This is a genomic window from Formosa sejongensis (assembly GCF_033447105.1).
GTDB lineage: Bacteria > Bacteroidota > Bacteroidia > Flavobacteriales > Flavobacteriaceae > Formosa.
The window spans coordinates 33,675-54,253 of sequence record NZ_JAWQUN010000008.1; the positions used below are offsets into that span (position 1 = coordinate 33,675).

Here is a 20,579-nt window from a genome sequence, read left to right on the forward strand (position 1 = left end):
TAATCTGTTTTTTAAAAGAATCTCGGATTTACTATTGATCTTCGTCTTGTACCTAATTCAAATCGCAAAAATAATTCATGAGACCCACTGTTATAATTACCTAATTCTGTTGTATCATAATCGTAAGAATATCCTATCATTATATTGTTGGTTATTTGAAACCCTAACAATCCACTAATAGTAGCATCTAACCGGTATCCAAGCCCAAGTGTAAATTTCTCATATATTAGCGCATTTAAAGAAACATCGATCGCTACTGGAGCACCAACAACAGCTTTTGCTAATACTGCTGGTTTTAATTTTAAATCTCTATTCACATCAAAAACGTATCCTCCGATTAAATAGATATGTGTTTTTTCTGTAAATGTAGACACCTGAACATCGTCGTAATGCGTTGTCTGTAAAAAATTAGGAGTAGATAATCCTACATACCATTTTTCTGAGTACAGATACAAACCTGCTCCAATAATAGGAGCACTAAAATTTTCTTGATTTACAGGATAATCACTCTGATCATAAATATTTAATTTATTAGGATCTAAACTCCATAGAGAAAAACCCGCTTTTGCACCAAGAGCTAATTTTAAATCGTTTGCTAGTTCTATAGTATAGGAAAAATCTATTGAAAGTAAACTTTCTGAAGACGGTCCTAATTTATCACTTATAAAGCCCACACCTAAACCAACACGCTTAACTCCTATAGGAGAATTTGCCGAAAAATTAAGTGTTTCTGGTGCACCATCTAATCCTACCCATTGGTTTCTATACAATCCTAGCATACTTAAAGAACCGCGAGATCCAGCATATGCAGGGTTAATAGAAAGGGTATTATACATATATTGAGTGTACTGCGAGTCTTGTTGTGCTTCTATAGTTGGAACCATAAAAAACATACTCACAAATACCACTAGAATAAATAGATTTGTTTTTTTTGAAGTCATCCGAATTTGATTCATATTAGTTATCGCTTAAGTATAAAAAACCTGCTTGTTTATGAGACTTATTTTCTGCCTCACTACCATATTGATAATTGGCAATATAGTAGTACGTACTCGCAGGTAGCACGTCGGAATCTTTAATGGTTAACCGCCCTGATGAATGTCCATTAAAAACATTTCCCTTTTCACCATAATCATCGGTTTCGAAAACCTTAACTCCCCAGCGGTTATAAACTTGAACGTTTAGGTTTCTAGCACAATTAGTGTAAGACTGTTCTATAATAAAATAATCGTTTTTTCCATCGCCATTTGGCGTTACATAATTGTAAACAATCAGTTCGCAAGGCAAATCTAGATCTGAGTTAAGACGGCCAAGAGTAAAAACGCCATAATTATTTGCAGATGTGGTAATAGTCTGATCACCTGTGTTTATAACACCGCCTTCGTCTACCCACATATTTGTCGTTTCATCCCAACGCACAATCGTTAATGCATCTTGTTGTGCAGCTTCAATCATTGAAGAAGGTGTGGTTACATCTCGCCACGACAGTGTAATTAAACCATTTTCAGAATTGTTATTAACTTTATTAATAATCCAATATTCTGCATTATCAATCTCTTCAATAGCGACTTCTTTTAACACATGTGAATGGAGGTTGTTTGAGTTTTCAAAGTAAAACTTACCATCAAACAAAGCCGATGATTCTCCAGGAGCAGAAATTCCTGCAAATCGATAATACCCACCATCCCCAATTGGGAAGGTAAACTCAAGATCACCAAACTTATTCACAGAACCATCTACATGGCTATTATCTGATGTATTAACATGACTACCGTTGGTATTAAATGTGATTTGCCCACCATAATTATCATTGTCTACAATACCATCATAAAAATCAGTAGTTCCGCTAATGTTTATTTCTCCTGATAAATGAAAAGGATTTAGATTACTACTATTATTAAAAAGTACATTATATAAGTAGCTTATTTGTGTACCACTAACATTCTGATTCGCTGTACCCATAAAATTAGTAACTCCAGTATTTTCATAAAAATCTAAAACACCATCGTTGTTAAAATGACTATATATAAAAGTCTCACCATCATTGTAAAACGCCCCTGAAGACAAGTTATCAAAGCGTTCTACGGTAGAAAACGCCGTACCCTCACCAACGTAAAGCATACCTTCATTAACAGTCTGAGCTAAAGTCAGTAAAGGGAAACATAGAAAAGAGAATAGCTGTATGTATTGTTTTTTCATATCTTTTTATTTGTTTATTAAATGGGCAAAAAATAACCCCATTCTCTTTATAGATTATTTATCTATATTATTTTACTTGATATATCGAAAACTGAGCTGAGTAGCCAGCTAATACATCTGCAGCTAAAGGAGTAACAACTCCAAATTGAATCATATCGCCTGCTTCGAGTTTTACCAAAGCTTGAGCAGATCGTGTAGGAGGAGAAACATCTAAAGATGTTATAGCAAGATTAACATTCACACTTAAATAGGTGTCGGATGCCATAAGTTCTGAAGAACTGCTTCCTGCAGGGGTTTTAAATATGCCCACTCCAAATTGTGCAGCAGAGACAAGTCCATTATTATTAGCTTGTATATTAATATTATATATTCCTGCTTGTTTGGCTGTAAACTCTCCTGTAGCCGTATTATATTCATCATTCTCATCAAATTCCTCTCCTGATGCTGGAAAACCTATTGCTTTATAATTATTGCCACCAATAGTTACAGAAACACTTAATATGTTAAAACTTGACACCTTATAACTTAAAAACGATTTTAATTGACTTACTGTTCCGTCTACTGTTTTTAGAACACCATCTGCAGTTGCAAGTACTATTTTATCTGCACTATCTGTACTTGATTGTAAACCTTCAAACCTAACAGGATCTTCAGTTGCGGTCTCTGGTTTAACGTGTAATAAGTTGCTTGGTGATAAAATACCTAAACCAACATTACCACCCATAAAATTAATATCTGTTGAGCTATTTGTAGCTGCAGAATCATCTGTATTTCTCCAAGGCTCATCAATTAAGACATCTAGATCTTGGTAAGTTACATCTCCATTAACATCGGCAACACCTACACGAGTTTCGTCTGTACTTGTACCCGCATCTAATTTAGGTGCAGTAACAGCACCAGCATTAATTTTTAGAGTAGTAACAGCATTGTCTGCTAATTTGATCGTAGTAATACCTCCGTCGGTTACTTTTACATTAGAATCTACTAGCGTAGCATCTATTCCATTCGTTACTGTGATAGAAGCATCTCCTGCAGTTAAATCTTTAGGATCTACAACACCTGTTGCTCCATCACTTCCGTTAGTTCCTGCAACTCCTGGTTCTCCCTGAGGACCAACTGCTCCTTGGACACCTTGAATTCCTTGTATACCCTGTGCGCCATCAACTCCATCAGTTCCATTTTGTCCTTCAGCTACAACTCCTGTGTCTGTAGTTCCGATAAACCAATTTCCATTTGTTCCAATGGTTGGTGTTTCTCCATTTGTTCCGTCTGTTCCGTTAGAACCATTTAATGAAGCGATCCATTCTGTTTCTGTTCCTGTAAATCCACCATCTACTGCAATTTCGTAAGCTGAATCTCCATCAGTTCCATCTAGTCCTTCAGCTACAACTCCTGTATCTGTAGTTCCGATAAACCAATTTCCATTTGTTCCAATAGTTGGTGTTACACCATTTGATCCGTCTGTTCCGTTGGTACCATCAACTCCATCGGTTCCTGCTATACCTTGAGCTCCTACTAATGAATCTAAAAAGTCTTGCTCTGATCCTGTGTTTCCAGCATCTAACCATTCTTGATATGCTGATTCTCCATTTGTTCCGTCTGCTCCGTTTAAGGAAGCTAACCATTCTGTTTCTGTTCCTGTAAATCCACCATCTACAGCGATTTCGTAGGCTGAATCTCCGTCAGTTCCATCTTGTCCTTCAGCTACAACTCCGGTATCTGTAGTTCCGATAAACCAATTGCCATTTGTTCCAATAGTTGGTGTTTCTCCATTTGTTCCGTTAGTACCGTCAACTCCATCTGTTCCTGCTATACCTTGAGCTCCTACTAATGAATCCAAAAAGTCTTGCTCTGATCCTGTGTTTCCAGCATCTAACCATTCTTGATATGCTGATTCTCCATTTGTTCCGTTTGATCCTTCAGCAACAACTCCTGTATCTGTACTTCCGATAAACCAATTTCCATTTGTTCCAATAGTTGGCGTTTCTCCATTTGAACCATCTGTTCCGTTTAAAGAAGCTAACCATTCTGTTTCTGTTCCTGTAAATCCACCATCTATTGCAATTGCGTATGCTGATTCTCCATCAGTTCCATTTTGTCCTTCAGCTACAATTCCTGTGTCTGTAGTGCCGATAAACCAATTTCCATTTGTTCCAATAGTTGGTGTTTCTCCATTTGAACCATCAGTCCCGTTTAAGGAAGCTAACCATTCTGTTTCTGTTCCTGTAAATCCACCATCTACTGCGATTTCGTAGGCTGATTCTCCATCAGTTCCATTTTGTCCTTCAGCTACAATTCCGGTATCTGTAGTTCCGATAAACCAATTTCCATTTGTTCCGATAGTTGGTGTTACACCATTTGAACCATCTGTTCCGTTGGTACCATTAACTCCATCGGTTCCTGCCATACCTTGAGCTCCTACTAATGAATCCAAAAAGTCTTGTTCTGATCCTGTGTTTCCAGCATCTAACCATTCTTGATATGCTGATTCTCCATTTGTTCCGTTTGATCCTTCAGCAACAACTCCTGTATCTGTAGTTCCGATAAACCAATTGCCATTTGAGCCAATAGTTGGAGTTTCTCCATTTGAACCATCTGTTCCATTTAATGAAGCTAACCATTCTGTTTCTGTTCCTGTATAACCTTCGTCTACTGCAATTGCGTATGCTGATTCTCCATCAGTTCCATTTTGTCCTTCAGCAACAATTCCGGTATCTGTAGTTCCGATAAACCAATTTCCATTTGTTCCAATAGTTGGTGTTTCTCCATTTGTTCCGTTAGTACCGTCAACTCCATCGGTTCCTGCTATACCTTGGGCTCCTACTAATGAATCTAAAAAGTCTTGCTCTGATCCTGTGTTTCCAGCATCTAACCATTCTTGATATGCTGATTCTCCATTTGTTCCGTCAACTCCAGCTGTTCCGTTAAAATCTGAAGTGACAAAAGTAGAACCATCTGTATATGTTATCGTAAAAGTACCATCGCCATTATTTACTGTTGAGGCAATTCCAACACCATCTGTACCATTTGTTCCATTGATCCCGTCAACTCCAGCTGTTCCATTAAAATCTGAAGTAACAAAAGTTGATCCATCTGTATATGTTATCGTAAAAGTACCATCGCCATTATTTACTGTTGAAGATATCCCAACACCTGTTGCTCCAACGGCGCCTTCAGGACCCTGAGCTCCTGCAACTCCTTGAGCACCTTGTGGTCCTGTAAAATCTGAAGTTGTAAAAGTTGATCCATCTGTATAAACAATCGTGAATGTACCGTCGCCATTATCTGTTGTGCTCGAAATTCCAACACCATCTATACCATTTGCTCCATCTTCACCTGATGATCCTTGTGTTAAGTCTATAGTAACTTCATCATTATTTTCATTAAAATAAGTTATAGTCCCATCTCCATTATCAACAAGAGTTGTAATCGTTTCTAAGTTATCATTATTAATAATTTGCACGTCACCATTTTCATCGATATAAGTAAACTGATTATTTACGACATCCCAAAAAACAATATTACCCTGCAAATCCTTTTTTGCTAATAACTTGTTCCAACTTCCTTGATACCAATAATAGTAACCTGGAGTTATATCTGTTGCTGTATTAGTATTATACACCAATAGACTTTCAATATTTCCTGCGGAAATAGTAGTTTCATCTGTAACACTTGTTAGTGGTACTTGTGGTATTAATACACCTCTATTACTAGATACGATTTCTAGTTGAGCAGACGAATTAGGCATATCTGTACCAATACCTACTTGAGAATAGGTAAGATTAGCCGTGAATACAATTAATAATAGTAAAAGTTTTTTCATAAATCTGGATTTTTTTAACATGTAGCCTAAATGAATTATGAGCTTGATTAAGATTAAAATATTATCAAAAAACAATTAGATAATATTAGAATTTCTTAATAATCAACTCTAAAACTAATGTAATAGATAATACCTGTGTTAAAAAACCCTTGTTTACCCATTTTCCCGAATACAGATAGGACTCCAAAACTAAAACACTGATTTAAATGTATTTACACGGATTACCAAAATATTTTATCTGCTGTAAATGCGTGTTTAAAAGTTGATTACAATATCAAAAGTTTGATATTTAAGAAGAAACTTGAGGTATGGACTTATTACCTAATACATATGAAGAGACATCCAAAACAGATGTAAAGAATAAACCTGAAATTTTACAATACAGCACAAATAATATAAAATATAAATAGAATCTAAACAGAGATAATTTACACTTTACTTAATACACTGAAATATTTAAGCACATTCCCTTTAAAGGTTATTTCCAACTAAATAATCTTTAAATTTTGCTTAGCTATTATTTTTTCAGAACATTATTAATGGACTGTTTTTTAATCTAAACACTTAAAGACACACCTTGTTTATAGATCCAAAGCTGTGATGCCTATTGCAGTGGAAAACAGACATAAATTTGGATAATCTTATTTCTTAAAGTGGAATATGAATACGTGTTAAACTGACAAGAAACCTTACAAAAGGTTAGCTATCGGTATAAAATGGAAGTTTTTGGAGAAAACACTAAATATAAATGAAACCTGTTTTATCACTATACGCATAGATAGGAAGGAATAACTGGAACAGTATAGGCTAGAAAATGCATCCCGACTTCCAGTTCTAAAAGTTCAAATCCTATTTTAAATTTAAAATAGGATTTGAAAGTAAAATGACTCCGTTAAGTATATACATTTAAATGTGATTAGATAACCATCCCTTTTTAAGAATGCCGTTAAGCACTTTTATTTTTTAAAGAATTAATAAAAACTGAAGGAGATTGATTTGTGAATCTCTTAAAATTAGTTGAAAATTTGCTGTGAGAGGAAAAACCACATTCATCTGCTAAAAAACTTATTTTGTAATTTAAATAATCTTCATTAGTCTTTAATTTTTCAACAATATAAGATATTCTTAACTCGTTTATATATGTGTTATAATCTGAACTTTTATGAGCTTTAAGCATCTGTCTAAGATATTTTATATTCGTATTTAGTTTCCCTACCAATTTAGGAAACGACATATTTACATCTAAGTATGCTTTCGATTCTTCAAACTCTTTTAGTTTTAGTAAAAGTTCTTTTTCTGTTTTTTCAGTAAACTTAATAGTAGTAGGTTTGTTTTTATTACTATAAATTTTATGCTCTAAATAAGGTAAAAACGTTTTTCTTTTATAGTAAACTCCTAAAGAAGGTAAAACACAAAAAAGCATGGTAGCCATAATGTTAAATGAATCTTTGGGTTCGCAATCAGGAATTTCGTTAAGTTTATTATGAGCACTGTTTACCATACTCCTTTTCTTGATTACATTTTCAGAATTAATTAATTCGTATTTAGACACATACAAATTAAAACTATCCATAACCTGAAGTTGTTTGTAATATTCAGTAGCACTTTTATAAACTAATTCTTTCACTATGTTATTACTTCCTTTTTCAGCAATAATCAAGTTTTTTTTTAAGTAAATAGCTACGCTGTCTGTTTTTCCAGAATCTAAATAGATGTTTATTAAACCATTATAAATTGAAGCTGCACATAAAGATTCTCCAGATTCTGATTTATTTATATAAAAATTAGCTTTAGAATAATGAACAAGTGCTTTATCTTTTTCACCCATTGCCATATAAGTTCTTCCCAACTGTTCTTCACAGTTTGCCAAATTAAAATACTTTACTTGCCCATCTCTCTCTTTCTCTAATTTTAAAGCAGCCAATTTTAACCATTCTATTGCTTGTCCGTAATTTTTATTTTCGATTTCGTATTCTACAAATTCTAAATTGGATACCGTTTTAAATTTAATGGCAAGTGCTTGATCTTTAATTTGAGTGCTAACATCAAGTCCTTTTTGATTAAAAAACTTCCCTTTATCTATAAATCCTATACTTCTGTATTGTCTAGATAAAAACCTGTAAGTATTAGCCTGCGAATTGTAATCTTCTTCCTCTTGAGCAATTTTCAAGGAGCGTAACGCAAAGGTAATTGCCTCTACTCTTCTTTCTTGTTTCTCTAAAACCATAGCCATCAATAGTAATGACTTCATTTCTTGTTTTGAGTTTTCTGCATGTATAAATAAGGAATCTGCTACACGAACAGCCTTTAAAGGATTTTTAGAAGAAACGTTAATCGCTATGTTATAAAACATAGAATCATATTCTGTAGATGTAGTATTACTCTCGAAACAATAGAAAAAGGGTAATATGAAAAAAAATGAATATTTCATAATAATAACAGTAAGTAGGTTTAGGTATTACTGAAATTAATAAAATTTTAACAATAAATCAACAATTTAATAATTATTATTTCAAATTAATATTTTGTTTCATACTGAGACCAGTCCCTTACTACTCTTAAATCCCTTAAAAAAATAACTAAAATTCATTTCAAATCAAGGGTTATGGAATTCATTTAAACATATATCATGCTTTTGCAAATGTTATTATAAAAGATATTGTAATTTAAAATGAGAAGAATAACAATTTTGAATAAGCGACAACCAGAAAATCTAGTTATAAATATTTCATTAATTATTGAAAAAATCAGGTATAGTACATCTTACAACAGATTAAATAAAAATCGTAAACACAGGTTTTGAGTCAATAGCGTCCTAAACGATTAATCTCTTTTTTAAAAAAGATTGACCGGTGCTGACTTTATTAAATTACTTGCGCTGAGGGAGGTACTTTTTCTACATAAGTTGAATTTTGTTTTTTTGGTTGGCCTATCGAAAATTTATCGTAAAATTTGAAGAGAAAGTATCGCGAAATTTAAAGCTGTTTGAGCTAAACGTATGTTTCTATATTATTGATCTTTAGTAGCGAGTTCTTTAAATTTAGATAGTGAACGAAAAATTTAGATAAAAGTTCGTAAGCCTAGATTTTTTTGGCTTGGTTTATCCAGAGCGAAGTCGAAGGATCTTTTTATCAATGAAAAAAATGAACATATAATATTATTTAGGACACGATTAGTTTTGAGTACTTACTTTACGGTGTTCACTTTTATCAAATCTATGTCGTTTACGCTGTACATCCTATTCCAAATGAAGATTTTAATGAGAATAGAGAATTTATTTAGAATGTTTTTTTAGCAAAATACGTCCTAATTTATTAGTCGTAATTTTGGATTACTGCCCAACAAACTCACCATCACTCAAGGTTTTCATAAAGGCAATAAGATTACTTTTTTCTACTTCTGATAGCGGAATTCTATTGTTATTATCCTTAAGAATAGGATCTAAATTATCGGTTTCTAAAACACCACTATCTAGGTAATCTAAAACCGATTTTAAAGTCGAAAACTGTCCAAAGCTTCCATAAGGAGCTGTATATTCTATATTACGTAACGATGGCACTCGAAAACGCATATAATCTTCTAGCAAACCAGTAACACGTGCGCGTCCTGCTTCTTCATGGTCTGGATTTAAAGGAAATCCGATATTTCTAAAACTCTGATCGGTAAATAATTCCGTGCTGTGACAACTTATACATTTGTCTTGAAATACTTGATAACCGGCTGCTTCGTTTGTTGTAAACGTTTCACTCGTATCTTGTTTCACTCTATCGTATTTACTATTGGCTGAAATCAGTGTATATTCAAATTGGGCGATACTATTGTAAATCCCATTAGCAGTAATACCATCCCCATTAAAAGCTTTATTAAATAATTCTGTGTAGGACCCATCGGCTTCAAGTTTAGCCATGACTTCTAGAATTGAAGAATCCATTTCTACATGGGTGATGATAGGCACCAAAACCTGATCTTCTAATCTACTCTTATTTCCATCCCAATTATAAGCCCGCATAAAAGCCATATTTTGTATTGGTGGCGGATTGCGAAGTCCTATTCTGGCCCCTACACCAATCCCTTTTGTATTATGGTCTGCAAAGGCATTGCTTTGTATATGACAACTCGAGCATGATATAGAATTATCGATACTCAATTTTTTTTCGTTAAATAATTTCTTTCCCAATTCCACACCGTATAGTGTAGGAATATTAGTATATACTGAATTATTTAACTCCGGAAAACCAGATGGAATATCTAATGTAATTTCCGGATTGTTATTAGAAACAAGCTCGGAATCATCTTGACTACACGATGTGAACACGAGTAATACAAAGACTGCTCTGATTATTTGTTTCATGTTAAATTGGTATTGTTTGATTAAAAGAGCCGATCTGATTTCATATCAAAACCGGCTCTGAAATTTTGTTTAGTTTTCTACGTTCATAATAGAGAACATTCCTGTAGTATCTGTTGTTCCATTACCTCCAATATTATCGACAAACTTTGACATTTCTGTAGATGTATGGGCACTTGGAGTTGCATTATTAGTAATATCTGAAGTTGAGACTAAAGTTACTTTGTTACTTTCTCCGCTTAAAAAAGTATTAAAATCTGCTTCGATATTAATTTTAGGTGCATTTTCGCCTACAACAGCATGTGAAGGAAGATTTAATGTAATATCTCTATACCCATCAAAACCTGGCACATAAGTGCTTTCATCATCCACTGTTCCCTCAACTGTACTGCCAGAATGAAAAGACAATTCTTTATTATCGGTATCGTAAAAACCTTCAATTTTAGTAAAACGATATCCTGTTCCCCATTCCCAATGCATTTCTGTATCGTTTGCTCCAGCTTTAGCATAAAAATCTGGAAATCTCACTTGATCTAAAGTGTTTAAAGCAGATTCTACTCCCAATCCAAATTTAATTTGGCTGTATTCTGCAGTTGGAATATCACTTAAAACATATTGTAATGTTTCTGATTTTGATTGATCGACAATAGTTGCTCCATTATCTAAATCGCTTACATGATAAGGAATTTCCGTTCCATCGGCCTTTACAAGACGGATATTACTTATTACATATTTTAATTCATTAAATTGATGAACCTGTCCTTCTGCTGAAATATTTTCTGTTTCGCCAAGAACAATTGGAGTTCCTGAAAATGTATTGTTAAATTCTAAGGTTACATTGTTTGCAACAGGGACATCATCTTCACTACACGCTGCTAGTGATACTCCTATAACGGCTAATAAAAGGTACTTTTTTAAATTTTTCATTGGTTTAGACTTAATTGATTATTATTATTTTTTTAATATTATTTTGATTTGTCGTCATGCTGAAACTTGTTCTGGCTGACGAGTGTTTTAGTATAGATTACAATTTTTTGCATCCATGTTTATAAATTTATTTTTAACGACGTAAATATATTACGTCCCATTCTTGGGATATTTCCCCAATCTGCATAGGTGGTATAGAACGTATTAAATACATTTTCTGCCCCTACTTGAACAACTGTTTTGTGATTTTTAATGTAAAAGCTGTAATCTGCAGACACATTCCAATTGGTATACGACGGCGTTTCATCTTCCCCATATTCTGGACTATAATTAACCTGTTCTAAATCGCCATTTATCGACGTTAAAAATCCAAAGTTTTTATACGAATAATGCAAGGACGTTTGATAACTAAATGGTCGGATAAACGGTAAATTATTTTTATCATCATCCAAGCCACGAGCATACGTTATTGTACCATCCCAGTGTAAATTATTTAAAATGGAATAGTTCGCATTCAATGAAAAGTTGAACAAAGTAGCATACTCCAAAGAGGTATAGCCTTTAACTCCAACCGACTGATAATTCATTGGACTACCCTGACTTAAAATTCTCCCGATGATGTAATTCTGAATATAGAAATAGTTTACCTGTGCCTGAATTCCTCCCTTTTCATTTTTAAAACCTGCACTTGCGTTGGCTTCATAAGAAATTTCATTCTCTAAATCAGGATTTCCAATGTAATCGTATCTATCGAAACTGTTATAGATATAATAGCCGTATCCTTCAGATACAGAAGGTGCTCTATGTCCGTAACCTCCTCCAATAGATGCATCAAATCCACCAGTATTAAACTGGTAGCTCGCGTATAAATTTGGCAAAAACCGTGTCTTTTCCTGAGGTGCTCCCGGATGAAAAATCCAATTGAATTCTATATATTTTGAATAATTGTAATTCACACCCAAAGTTGCTCCAAAACTTATCAGACTACGTTCAGAAATATCCCATGTATTACTCATCGACAAGCCAGCATAACGCGTCGTTACCCAAGGCCAACTGTAAGCAAACATTGTCGTTTCACTTCGATCTTGAGGATACATACGCATCTCTGCAATAGATAAATTATCATAAGCATTTAACTGAATTTCTGCAGCATAATTTCCTTTTTTCAAATTTACATTAGACAGCAAACCATAAGTCGTACTCCAACCAGGCATATCCATATGTACTAAATTTTCTGGTCGTGTCGTATCATCCATATAGTGCTCGATAGCGTTGTAATACACTTTAGTGTCCCAAACCTTTAAGAGTTTATCTTCAAAAAACTGCTTGTACCCGACAGATGTAATCAGTGCTCTAGAAAGCGACAAGTCCATTGGTAGCGCAGGATATCCCACATCTCTAGCTTCATCAAAAATAGCATCGACACGCATAGAAGACAAGTCACTTGTTTTATAGGCCAATCCTAATGAGGTGTTGAATTTTTCGAATTGCGAATTCTCAACCTCATCATTATTTCCATCGGTATAATTTCCTGCTTTACGATACGACAAACTCGCATCGGCAACCAATTTATCGCTTGAATACGATACATTTCCGAGGTTAAAAAACTGATTATTATTAAACTCATAACCCGCTTGATAGGCCCCATTCCAGACCTGACCGAGTCCAAACGCAGTACTTTTACGTTTCAAATCAATACTTCCTGCCACAGTCGCACCATGCATACTTCCCTCCTGTCCCGATTTAATATCGATATCTGAAAGATTATTACTTTCGACATAAGACGTAACTGGATCCATTTTATCTGTACACGCTCCGAACACATGCATCCCATCAATAGTAACCATAGAACGCTCCGTACTCATATTATTAAGTAGCGGTTCCCAAGCATAAGCGCCTCTTTTTATAAAGCTTATATTATCGGAAGATGCTAGAAATTCATCAACAGAAACAGCCATTTTCATATCCGTTTCAATTTTAGATTTTTTAGCCGCAATAATTAAAACCTCATCCAAGACCACATCCAAACTATCGGTTTTAACCGGTATAGTTTGAGCACTTGCAAATGTTCCCAGGAATAGTATGGCGAGTGTTATTCTTTTCATACTCTAGAATAAAATGTCTATAAAAAGATCACTTTTCGCACCTTCAATTCCTGGTGTAAAATCTGTAGAAACCTCTGCCCCTTTTAGCGTTTGTCCATCTTCATTCTGAAAAATGAAATTCAATGTCCAATTTCCAGTCATCGTATAATTCACCACACCGTGATATAAACTATCGCTTTGCTGCGTTAAATTTTGATTGTTTGGAGACGAATGATTCCCCATAGAAGGTTCAGGCATTCTTGGATCTAACAACAAGGTATAACCCTTAACAATTGCGTATGAATACTGTGACAAATCAGGAAACGTTCCCGCAGGCTGCTCTGGCTTATTGTATTTGTAAATCCCTGCAACCAAATCGTTTTCTGAAATACCTGGACTTTGCGGAGACACTAACGCAATAAAATATTGCTCGTTATCACTAGCAGTAAAGGCAGTCATATTTAGATTCATATTAGATTGTTCTTCAATGGTAATAGTTTGATTAATAGCGTACGATTGAGAGTTAATCTGAAAATCAATATATGCCTGCCAGCTTACTGTAGTATCACTTTCGCTTGTAAAAACAGTGTAGCCTGAATAATAGCCTTCTGCTGCATTATAGTCTAAATTATAACTATGCGGACAAGAGGTTTTATTACCATTAACATCTATTACTATAGGTAAAAAAGATACATCTAAATACTCTAAAGGCTCTTCTGTTTGAGAATCACTAATTGTAAGATGAATTTCGTTATACCCTTTATAAAGCGTACCGTTTAAGGCTTCTATGTTAATAGTATAGCCATCATAAGTTACAGAAGTAACCACTTCGAAATCGAAATATTCTGTTGTTTCTGTAGCTATTTCAGCCTCATAATCGGTTTTTTCTATTGTACAAGATGCAACTACAATACATAGTGCAATGACAAGAAAGTTTGAAAACTTCATAGGTTTAATGCCTGTTTAATCTTCGCATACCCGATACTTTTCGCAGCCACGTCGATATTATTTTCTTAAGAATTTCCCATAGGTAAACCTAGAGATTGTCTGATTGAAATCTTTGTAAACACAGCATCACATAACGTAAAACACAATGTTTTAAAAATTTAAAACACGCGATTACATTATAGGTGATCCTATTGTGTTAATACGAAAAATTGATTTTTGAGTTTTTTTAAAGGCATACAGATGGCACATTCAGAATTGAACGTACTCAATCAACTATTGATAAAAAACATCAATAGAATACTTTAAAAAAACGGACAGGATTAAACTTTTGGTGGGTGAAAAACAGAGTCTTTATCTAGATAAGTATAAGACCTATTATATTCTGAAGAAATATTTGTTTTGTTTATGTGAAAAACGAATGATGTAAAAGTGTTCTCTGTTATGTTCTGATAAAAAACGACTAGTGTTTCAAAAGAAACTTGTTTTTTATCGTTTCCAGACTCAGGTGTATCTGAAACTTTAGCCACTTCTTTAGCTAAATAACATTTTCCATTACACTTCATTTCAACTATTTCTTTGTTTTCACAAAGCTCGTTTTTAATGTAATCATAAAACGCAGCATATTCCACTAATGGGATTAGAGGTTTAAGAAGCAAGAATAATGCTAAAAAAAGTGTTGCTGTTTTCACGCTGCAAATTTCAAGTTTTTTTTTAAGTTTTCCTAATTCTAAACTGCTTATAGTAGGTTTTACGTTTGTTAAAGAAATAAAATTAAGAAACTAAAAAGTTTGATTTCCTGTAAGTTGTTACTGAAGTTATCTTGACTTTCTTTAAAGAAAAATAAAAGGGTTGCAGATATTTGTGTTGCGAAACATAAAATCACAACCCACTGTACCAAGTACTGAGCAAAGATATTAAAGAATTAAATATAGTTCCATATTTACCAGCAACAAAAAGAGGTTTTAAGCCAAAAGCACCTTTATAAGAAACAGTTAACGCTATTCTATACAAGCTAAAGACAGGTGCTCAATGGGAATATTTACCCATTGAAAGTTTGTTTAGTGACAAAAAATCACATTATAAAACCATTTTTGAGCACTATCGTAAATGGTGTAAAGAAGATGTTTGGAAATCCTGATGGATACAACTCCTAAAGAATAATAAATCAAGTATAGACCGGATCAAGTAGTGATTTGGATGGTAGCCATACCACAGCATTAAAAGATAGACAACAAGTAGACTATCAAGGTAGAAAAAAGCGAAAAACTCACTTCTATTATTAAAAATTATAAAGGTATAGTCAAATAATCTATGAGAGGCAAGGGAAATTATTGAGATAACACTCTAACAGAATCCTTTATTAAATCTTTAGAATCAGAATAGGTTTTATATCAATCGTGTCCTAAATAATATTAAATGCTCATTTTTTTCATTGATAAAAAGATCCTTCGGCTTCGCTCTGGATAAACCAAGCCAAAAAAATCTAGGCTTACGAACTTTTATCTAAATTTTTCGTTCACCATCTAAATTTAAAGAACTCGCAACTGAAATTCAGATAAGTAGATACATTCGTTTAGCTCAAACCTGCCTACCGGCAGGCAGGTTTAAATTTTACGATACTTTCTCTTCAAATTTTACTATAAATTTTCGATAGGCCAACAAAAAAACAAAATTCAACTTACATAGAAAAAGTATCCCCTCAGTACAAGTAATTCTATAATGTCAACGTCGTTATATCTTTTTTGAAAAAGAGACTAATCGTTTAGGACGCTATTGGTTTTATATACATAAGTACAAATTAAGATCCGAAGCTGAATTATTCCTCTTCGGGGGGACAGAGAATTGGCTCAATATTAAATGAAGACATTTCTTTTTAGAAACAGAAATATTTAGACTCAAACAAGCCACATAGCCATTCGACTAATCGTCTAGGTTTCTATTGCAGATCCAAAAGCAATTCGTATAATTTAGGGAAGGCATAATTAAGCCAATAAAACTTCCAATTTATTTTTCCATTTCTTCCATTCTGGAAATTCTTTTTGTTGTAGTTCGAAAAAAGCATTTGTATGGTCTCTATGCACTAAGTGGCAGAGTTCATGTGTAATAACATATTCTATGCAAGCCTTAGGCGCTTTTATAAGTTCTGGATTTAATAATATTCTTCCTTTTGTTGAACAAGACCCCCAACGATTTTGCATTTTTCTTATTTCCAACTTGTTGGGTTCTACTCGATATTTTTTAAAGTGATTTATTAAAGGTTCTGCAATATTATGAAACCAAGTTTCTGCCTTTTCTAAATACCAGGCTTCTAATAATTTTTCTGCTTTGCTGGAATTAATTGTTCTTACTTCAATTTTTCCTCCTATATGTTTAACTTTTTCTTCATTACTAGTTATAAGTTGCAGTTGATATTGTCTTCCTAGGTATAAATGAGATTCTCCTGAAACAAATTTTCGTGCCGTTTCTCTAGGTTCAAAAGATAAAAAATGATCTTGTTGCTTTAAAATCCAAGCTGCTCTTTTATGTATTTTTTCTTCTATTTTCTTTATACTACTACCTATTGGAGCATTAACCTCTGTTGTTCTGTCTGGATTTACCGTAATTCCTAATGTCTTTCTCTCTCGAAAGTACAAAGTGTAAACGATCTCTTCAGGACCATATTTTAGTGAACGTTCCATTATTTGCATCTAATTTTCGCTACTTCCACAATACGTTCAGCAATTTTATCAATCTCTTGAAAGCTCAATTTGAGATCGTATTTATCTCGAATTTCATCTATTATAAAATCACCAATTAAGAACACCATCTTTTTTGGTATATCAACGCTTTTAGACCAGTCTACTTGCTTTAATTCTAAAATAATACTGTCGGATTTTAATGCAAGTTCTTCTGCTATTAATAATACCATCTCTTTATCTTCAGATATTCCGCTAAATTCCTCAATACCTATTCCGAAAAATGCTCTTGCTACTTCTTTATCTTCGAGAGATGCAGGTATATTCGAGTCAGTTCTGCTTAAAACAGCGTCTTTTGCTTCTTTAATTCTTTGTAAATAAACCGTTTCATCAATCCTACCTTGTAAATAATCTTCTATTGTTTTTTCAATAAGTTGAGAAAAGCGTTTGTAAAAAGCTGGATCTTCATCCATTTTCTCAGAGATGTGTTTTGATGTTCTTGAAGCAATCATATCTGCCTTAGCGGCTTTTCCTGTTGCCTTTTCTATTTCTTCTTCAAAAGCATCTCTATCGAAAATATTTACTAGATCTGTAAGTGTTACTACACCTGAAGTCGGTATATGAGTATCTATAAGCTTCTGTATTTGACCGTCGTATTTTTTGTAATCTATCTTGTCAGAATATCTAGATGCTACCGCAGAGCGAAGTTTCATAAAGAAAGATAAATCTTCCTTGTATTTGGAAATTCGTTTCTCTTCGGTTTCTTTATGAAAAACAATTGATGATAAGGCTAGTTTTAAAATACGTGCATATTTTGCTAATTGGTCGTAAAACTTGTTTCGTAACGCTTCGTCTCTTAATAGTTGTTGGTATCCTTCAGCATCTTTCTTATTAGTAACAGGAGAGAATAGTTTCCAAAGGTCACTGTGTATTTGTGGTAATTGATCTACTTCTTCGCTAATATTTGTAAGCGTGCCTTCTAATTGTTCCTCATCAAAATCTCCAAAAGTAGAGTAGGTTTTTAATGCTTTATCCAATTCTTCTAAAACGCCATAATAATCTATTATATATCCGAAATCTTTATCTGGACTTACTCTATTTACACGAGCAATTGCTTGTAGTAAAGTATGTCCTATTAATTTTCTCGTTAAATACAGAACAGTGTTATTGGGAGCATCAAAACCTGTAAGGAGTTTATCTACAACTATAATTAACTCGGGGTCATCATCGTTTTTAAAACGGTTTACAATATTCTTTTGATATTTATTTGGAGAACCGTGCTCATCCATCATTTTATGCCAAAATATCTTCACTAAATCGTCTGTCTTGCCATAAGCCGAATCTTCTCCTTCTCGTTCATCTGGTGGAGAAATTACAAGTGCCGATGTTACACGTCCTATTTCGTCTAAATAGTTTTTATACTTAACCGCTGCTGCTTTAGATTGGCAAACAATTTGACCTTTGAATTTAGTATTTTGAAAATTCTTCTCATAATGCTTAGTGATATCCCAAGCAATTGCAAGAATTTTTTGATCAGCAATATTAAGTTGATTAGCTCTTGAGAACTTCTTTTTTAGATCTGCCTTTTCGTAATCGCTTAATGGCTCTGATACCATATTGAAAAAATTATCTAAAGGGGTGGCATTTACATCTTGTAATGCGTGTCGTCCTTCATATAATAGCGGTACTACAGCTTTATCTTTTACAGCCTGATCTACAGTGTAACTGTCTATAAGTGTTCCGAATTTTGATAGTGTGCTTTTATCTTTTTTAAATAATGGTGTTCCTGTAAATGCAATGAAGCAAGCATTTGGTAGTGTTTTTTGCATTTCAATATTAAACGTTCCGTGTTGAGTACGGTGCCCTTCATCTACTAATACAAATATATTATTACTAGTTAGAGGTGTTTTAATTTTCTTTACGGCTGTTTCAAATTTATTAATAATGGTAGTAACTACTGCATCACTTTCTGTATGTAGTAATTCTATTAATTGCGAACCCGTTTTAGCATTGTCTACATCCATACCGCATTTTCTAAACGTCCCTGTAATTTGGGTGTCTAAATCTGTTCGGTCTGTAACCAAAATTAATTTAGGGTTTATAATACTCGATTCCATAGCAATAGCCTGTGCGAGCATTACCATTGTTAAAGATTTTCCACTTCCTTGAGTATGCCAAACAACTCCTCCTGTGCGTTGGTCGTCTTTGTTTCCTTTTACAATCTGCCTCATTGCTTTTTTAATGGCAAAAAACTGTTGGTATCTCGCTATTTTCTTTGCTCCGTTATCATATAAAGTGAAATTATATATAAGGTCTAGCAAGCGTTCTTTACGGCATAGATTGTATAAATATTCATCTTGTGGTGTTGCTTTTATTTCTTCTTCTTCTAAAGCGTCAAAATATGTTCTCACATAATAAAAGCGATCCGTAAATAAACGTTGCTTAATTGAATCTGGAATAGGCGTGTTTTTTAGTTTAGACAAACTTTGATAATAATGATCTTCTTTTGCTTTGTCTATTACTGCATTTGGTTTTTTAAAATCCTCCTGCCATTGAGCCCAAAACTTTTCTGGTGTGCCTGTGGTAGCATAGCTGCCTTCATTTACAGTTATAGACATTACCAATTGTGCCATTGCATAAAGAGGTCGAATACCATCTTCTTTCTGATTACGTAAATTCTGAGAAATTGCCTGAGTTATAGGTTCTTTCATATCTGGTCTTTTGCACTCTATAACACAAAGTGGAATACCATTTACGAAAAGGACTATATCTGTTCGATACTGTTCTTTTAACCCTGAGCGAAGTACGCTAAACTCTTCTGTTACGTGAAATATGTTATTCTCAGGATTCTTCCAGTCTACATAATGTAAATCAAAACTTTTACGATCGCCTTCAATGCTTTGATCCAATGAAACGCCTAGCGTAAGAAGCTCGTATAATTTTTCGCTAGTTACCATATAGCCATCTACCATAGGAATATCTCTTAATGCAATAATTGCATTTTCAATATTATTATCTGTAAATGGAACCGATTTACCTGAAGAGACACGTGCTTTATTAATTTTGTGTAATTGAGAACGTAAAATACCTTCTAATAAAATACTTGATGTTTTATTGCTTCTAGCACTTAAAGCTTCTTCTTGATTTAGGTAGTTGTAGCCCATATTAATTAATAACTGCAGTGCAGGTATTTGTGAAATATGATCTTCTTTAAACGAAGGTGTATCCATAGTTTTATTGTTTGCAAAACCACTATAACAGGAGTGATGTGCTTGTTGATATTTTGTTTACAAGTAAAATTTAATTACTTTTGCAATGTCATTACCCAAAGGGTACAGGACTTGGCTTAGCACTTGTTGCATCGTTCGTATTGCCTAAAGATACGTTCCTCACTTACGAAGTGAGGTTTTTTTTTGCCTTTAATTTTCGTATTCATAGTACCACTTCTTATATCTATTTACTTCTATACTATCTACTTTAAAAGCAGTTACCAATTGTAAAGCATCGGTTATTTCTCTTATGATTACGACATAATCTTTTTCATGTAACCAATACACATTAAGGGCTGCTTGTCA

Annotated in this window: 13 protein-coding genes; 1 reads left to right on the forward strand and 12 read right to left on the reverse strand. The window is 33.7% G+C overall.

From position 1 onward, the window contains the following. Positions 1 to 11: 11 nt before the first annotated feature. The 9 genes from R6X41_RS09960 to R6X41_RS10000 form a co-directional block, all read right to left on the reverse strand. Complete coding sequence (locus R6X41_RS09960; protein ID WP_318499848.1) at positions 12 to 941, reverse strand: PorP/SprF family type IX secretion system membrane protein; 930 nt, start codon at positions 939 to 941, stop codon at positions 12 to 14. 16 nt (positions 942 to 957) lie between these two features. Further along, positions 958 to 2,199, reverse strand: coding sequence for a T9SS type B sorting domain-containing protein (locus R6X41_RS09965; protein WP_318499850.1), 1,242 nt, complete (start codon positions 2,197 to 2,199; stop codon positions 958 to 960). A gap of 67 nt (positions 2,200 to 2,266) precedes the next feature. Further along, positions 2,267 to 6,022 carry a beta strand repeat-containing protein gene (locus R6X41_RS09970; RefSeq protein WP_318499852.1) on the reverse strand — a complete coding sequence of 1,252 codons (3,756 nt, stop codon included), beginning with the start codon at positions 6,020 to 6,022 and terminating at the stop codon, positions 2,267 to 2,269. Between the two features lie 946 nt (positions 6,023 to 6,968). Then, entirely contained in the window at positions 6,969 to 8,453 is a 1,485-nt protein-coding gene (locus tag R6X41_RS09975) for a helix-turn-helix domain-containing protein (protein ID WP_318499854.1), read from the reverse strand. A 900-nt stretch (positions 8,454 to 9,353) separates the two neighbouring features. Continuing rightward, complete coding sequence (locus R6X41_RS09980) at positions 9,354 to 10,373, reverse strand: cytochrome-c peroxidase (protein ID WP_318499856.1); 1,020 nt, start codon at positions 10,371 to 10,373, stop codon at positions 9,354 to 9,356. A gap of 69 nt (positions 10,374 to 10,442) precedes the next feature. Continuing rightward, positions 10,443 to 11,297 carry an MbnP family protein gene (locus R6X41_RS09985; RefSeq protein ID WP_318499858.1) on the reverse strand — a complete coding sequence of 285 codons (855 nt, stop codon included), beginning with the start codon at positions 11,295 to 11,297 and terminating at the stop codon, positions 10,443 to 10,445. Positions 11,298 to 11,416: 119 nt separating this feature from the next. Continuing rightward, a complete protein-coding gene (locus R6X41_RS09990) occupies positions 11,417 to 13,402 on the reverse strand; it encodes a TonB-dependent receptor plug domain-containing protein (protein WP_318499860.1) in 1,986 nt (661 codons plus the stop codon). A 3-nt stretch (positions 13,403 to 13,405) separates the two neighbouring features. Then, positions 13,406 to 14,329 carry a hypothetical protein gene (locus R6X41_RS09995; protein WP_318499861.1) on the reverse strand — a complete coding sequence of 308 codons (924 nt, stop codon included), beginning with the start codon at positions 14,327 to 14,329 and terminating at the stop codon, positions 13,406 to 13,408. Between the two features lie 320 nt (positions 14,330 to 14,649). Beyond that, on the reverse strand, positions 14,650 to 15,018 hold the full coding sequence (locus R6X41_RS10000; RefSeq protein ID WP_318499862.1) for a hypothetical protein: 369 nt from the start codon (positions 15,016 to 15,018) through the stop codon (positions 14,650 to 14,652). A 356-nt stretch (positions 15,019 to 15,374) separates the two neighbouring features. Between R6X41_RS10000 and R6X41_RS10005 the strand changes: the two genes are divergently transcribed. After that, the gene (locus R6X41_RS10005; protein ID WP_318499983.1) at positions 15,375 to 15,467 is read left to right on the forward strand and encodes a hypothetical protein; all 93 of its coding nucleotides are present in this window, start codon (positions 15,375 to 15,377) and stop codon (positions 15,465 to 15,467) included. Between the two features lie 844 nt (positions 15,468 to 16,311). Here R6X41_RS10005 and R6X41_RS10010 read toward each other — a convergent pair. The 3 genes from R6X41_RS10010 to R6X41_RS10020 all read right to left on the reverse strand — a co-directional run bounded on the left by R6X41_RS10010 (position 16,312) and on the right by R6X41_RS10020 (position 20,561). After that, entirely contained in the window at positions 16,312 to 17,007 is a 696-nt protein-coding gene (locus R6X41_RS10010; RefSeq protein WP_318499864.1) for a M48 family metallopeptidase, read from the reverse strand. Next, positions 17,007 to 20,234, reverse strand: a complete 3,228-nt coding sequence (locus R6X41_RS10015) for a type I restriction endonuclease subunit R (protein WP_318499865.1) — start codon at positions 20,232 to 20,234, stop codon at positions 17,007 to 17,009. The genes R6X41_RS10010 and R6X41_RS10015 overlap by 1 nt, the downstream gene beginning before the upstream one ends. Positions 20,235 to 20,423: 189 nt before the next feature. Next, positions 20,424 to 20,561, reverse strand: coding sequence for a hypothetical protein (locus tag R6X41_RS10020; RefSeq protein WP_318499866.1), 138 nt, complete (start codon positions 20,559 to 20,561; stop codon positions 20,424 to 20,426). Between the last annotated feature and the right edge of the window lie 18 nt (positions 20,562 to 20,579).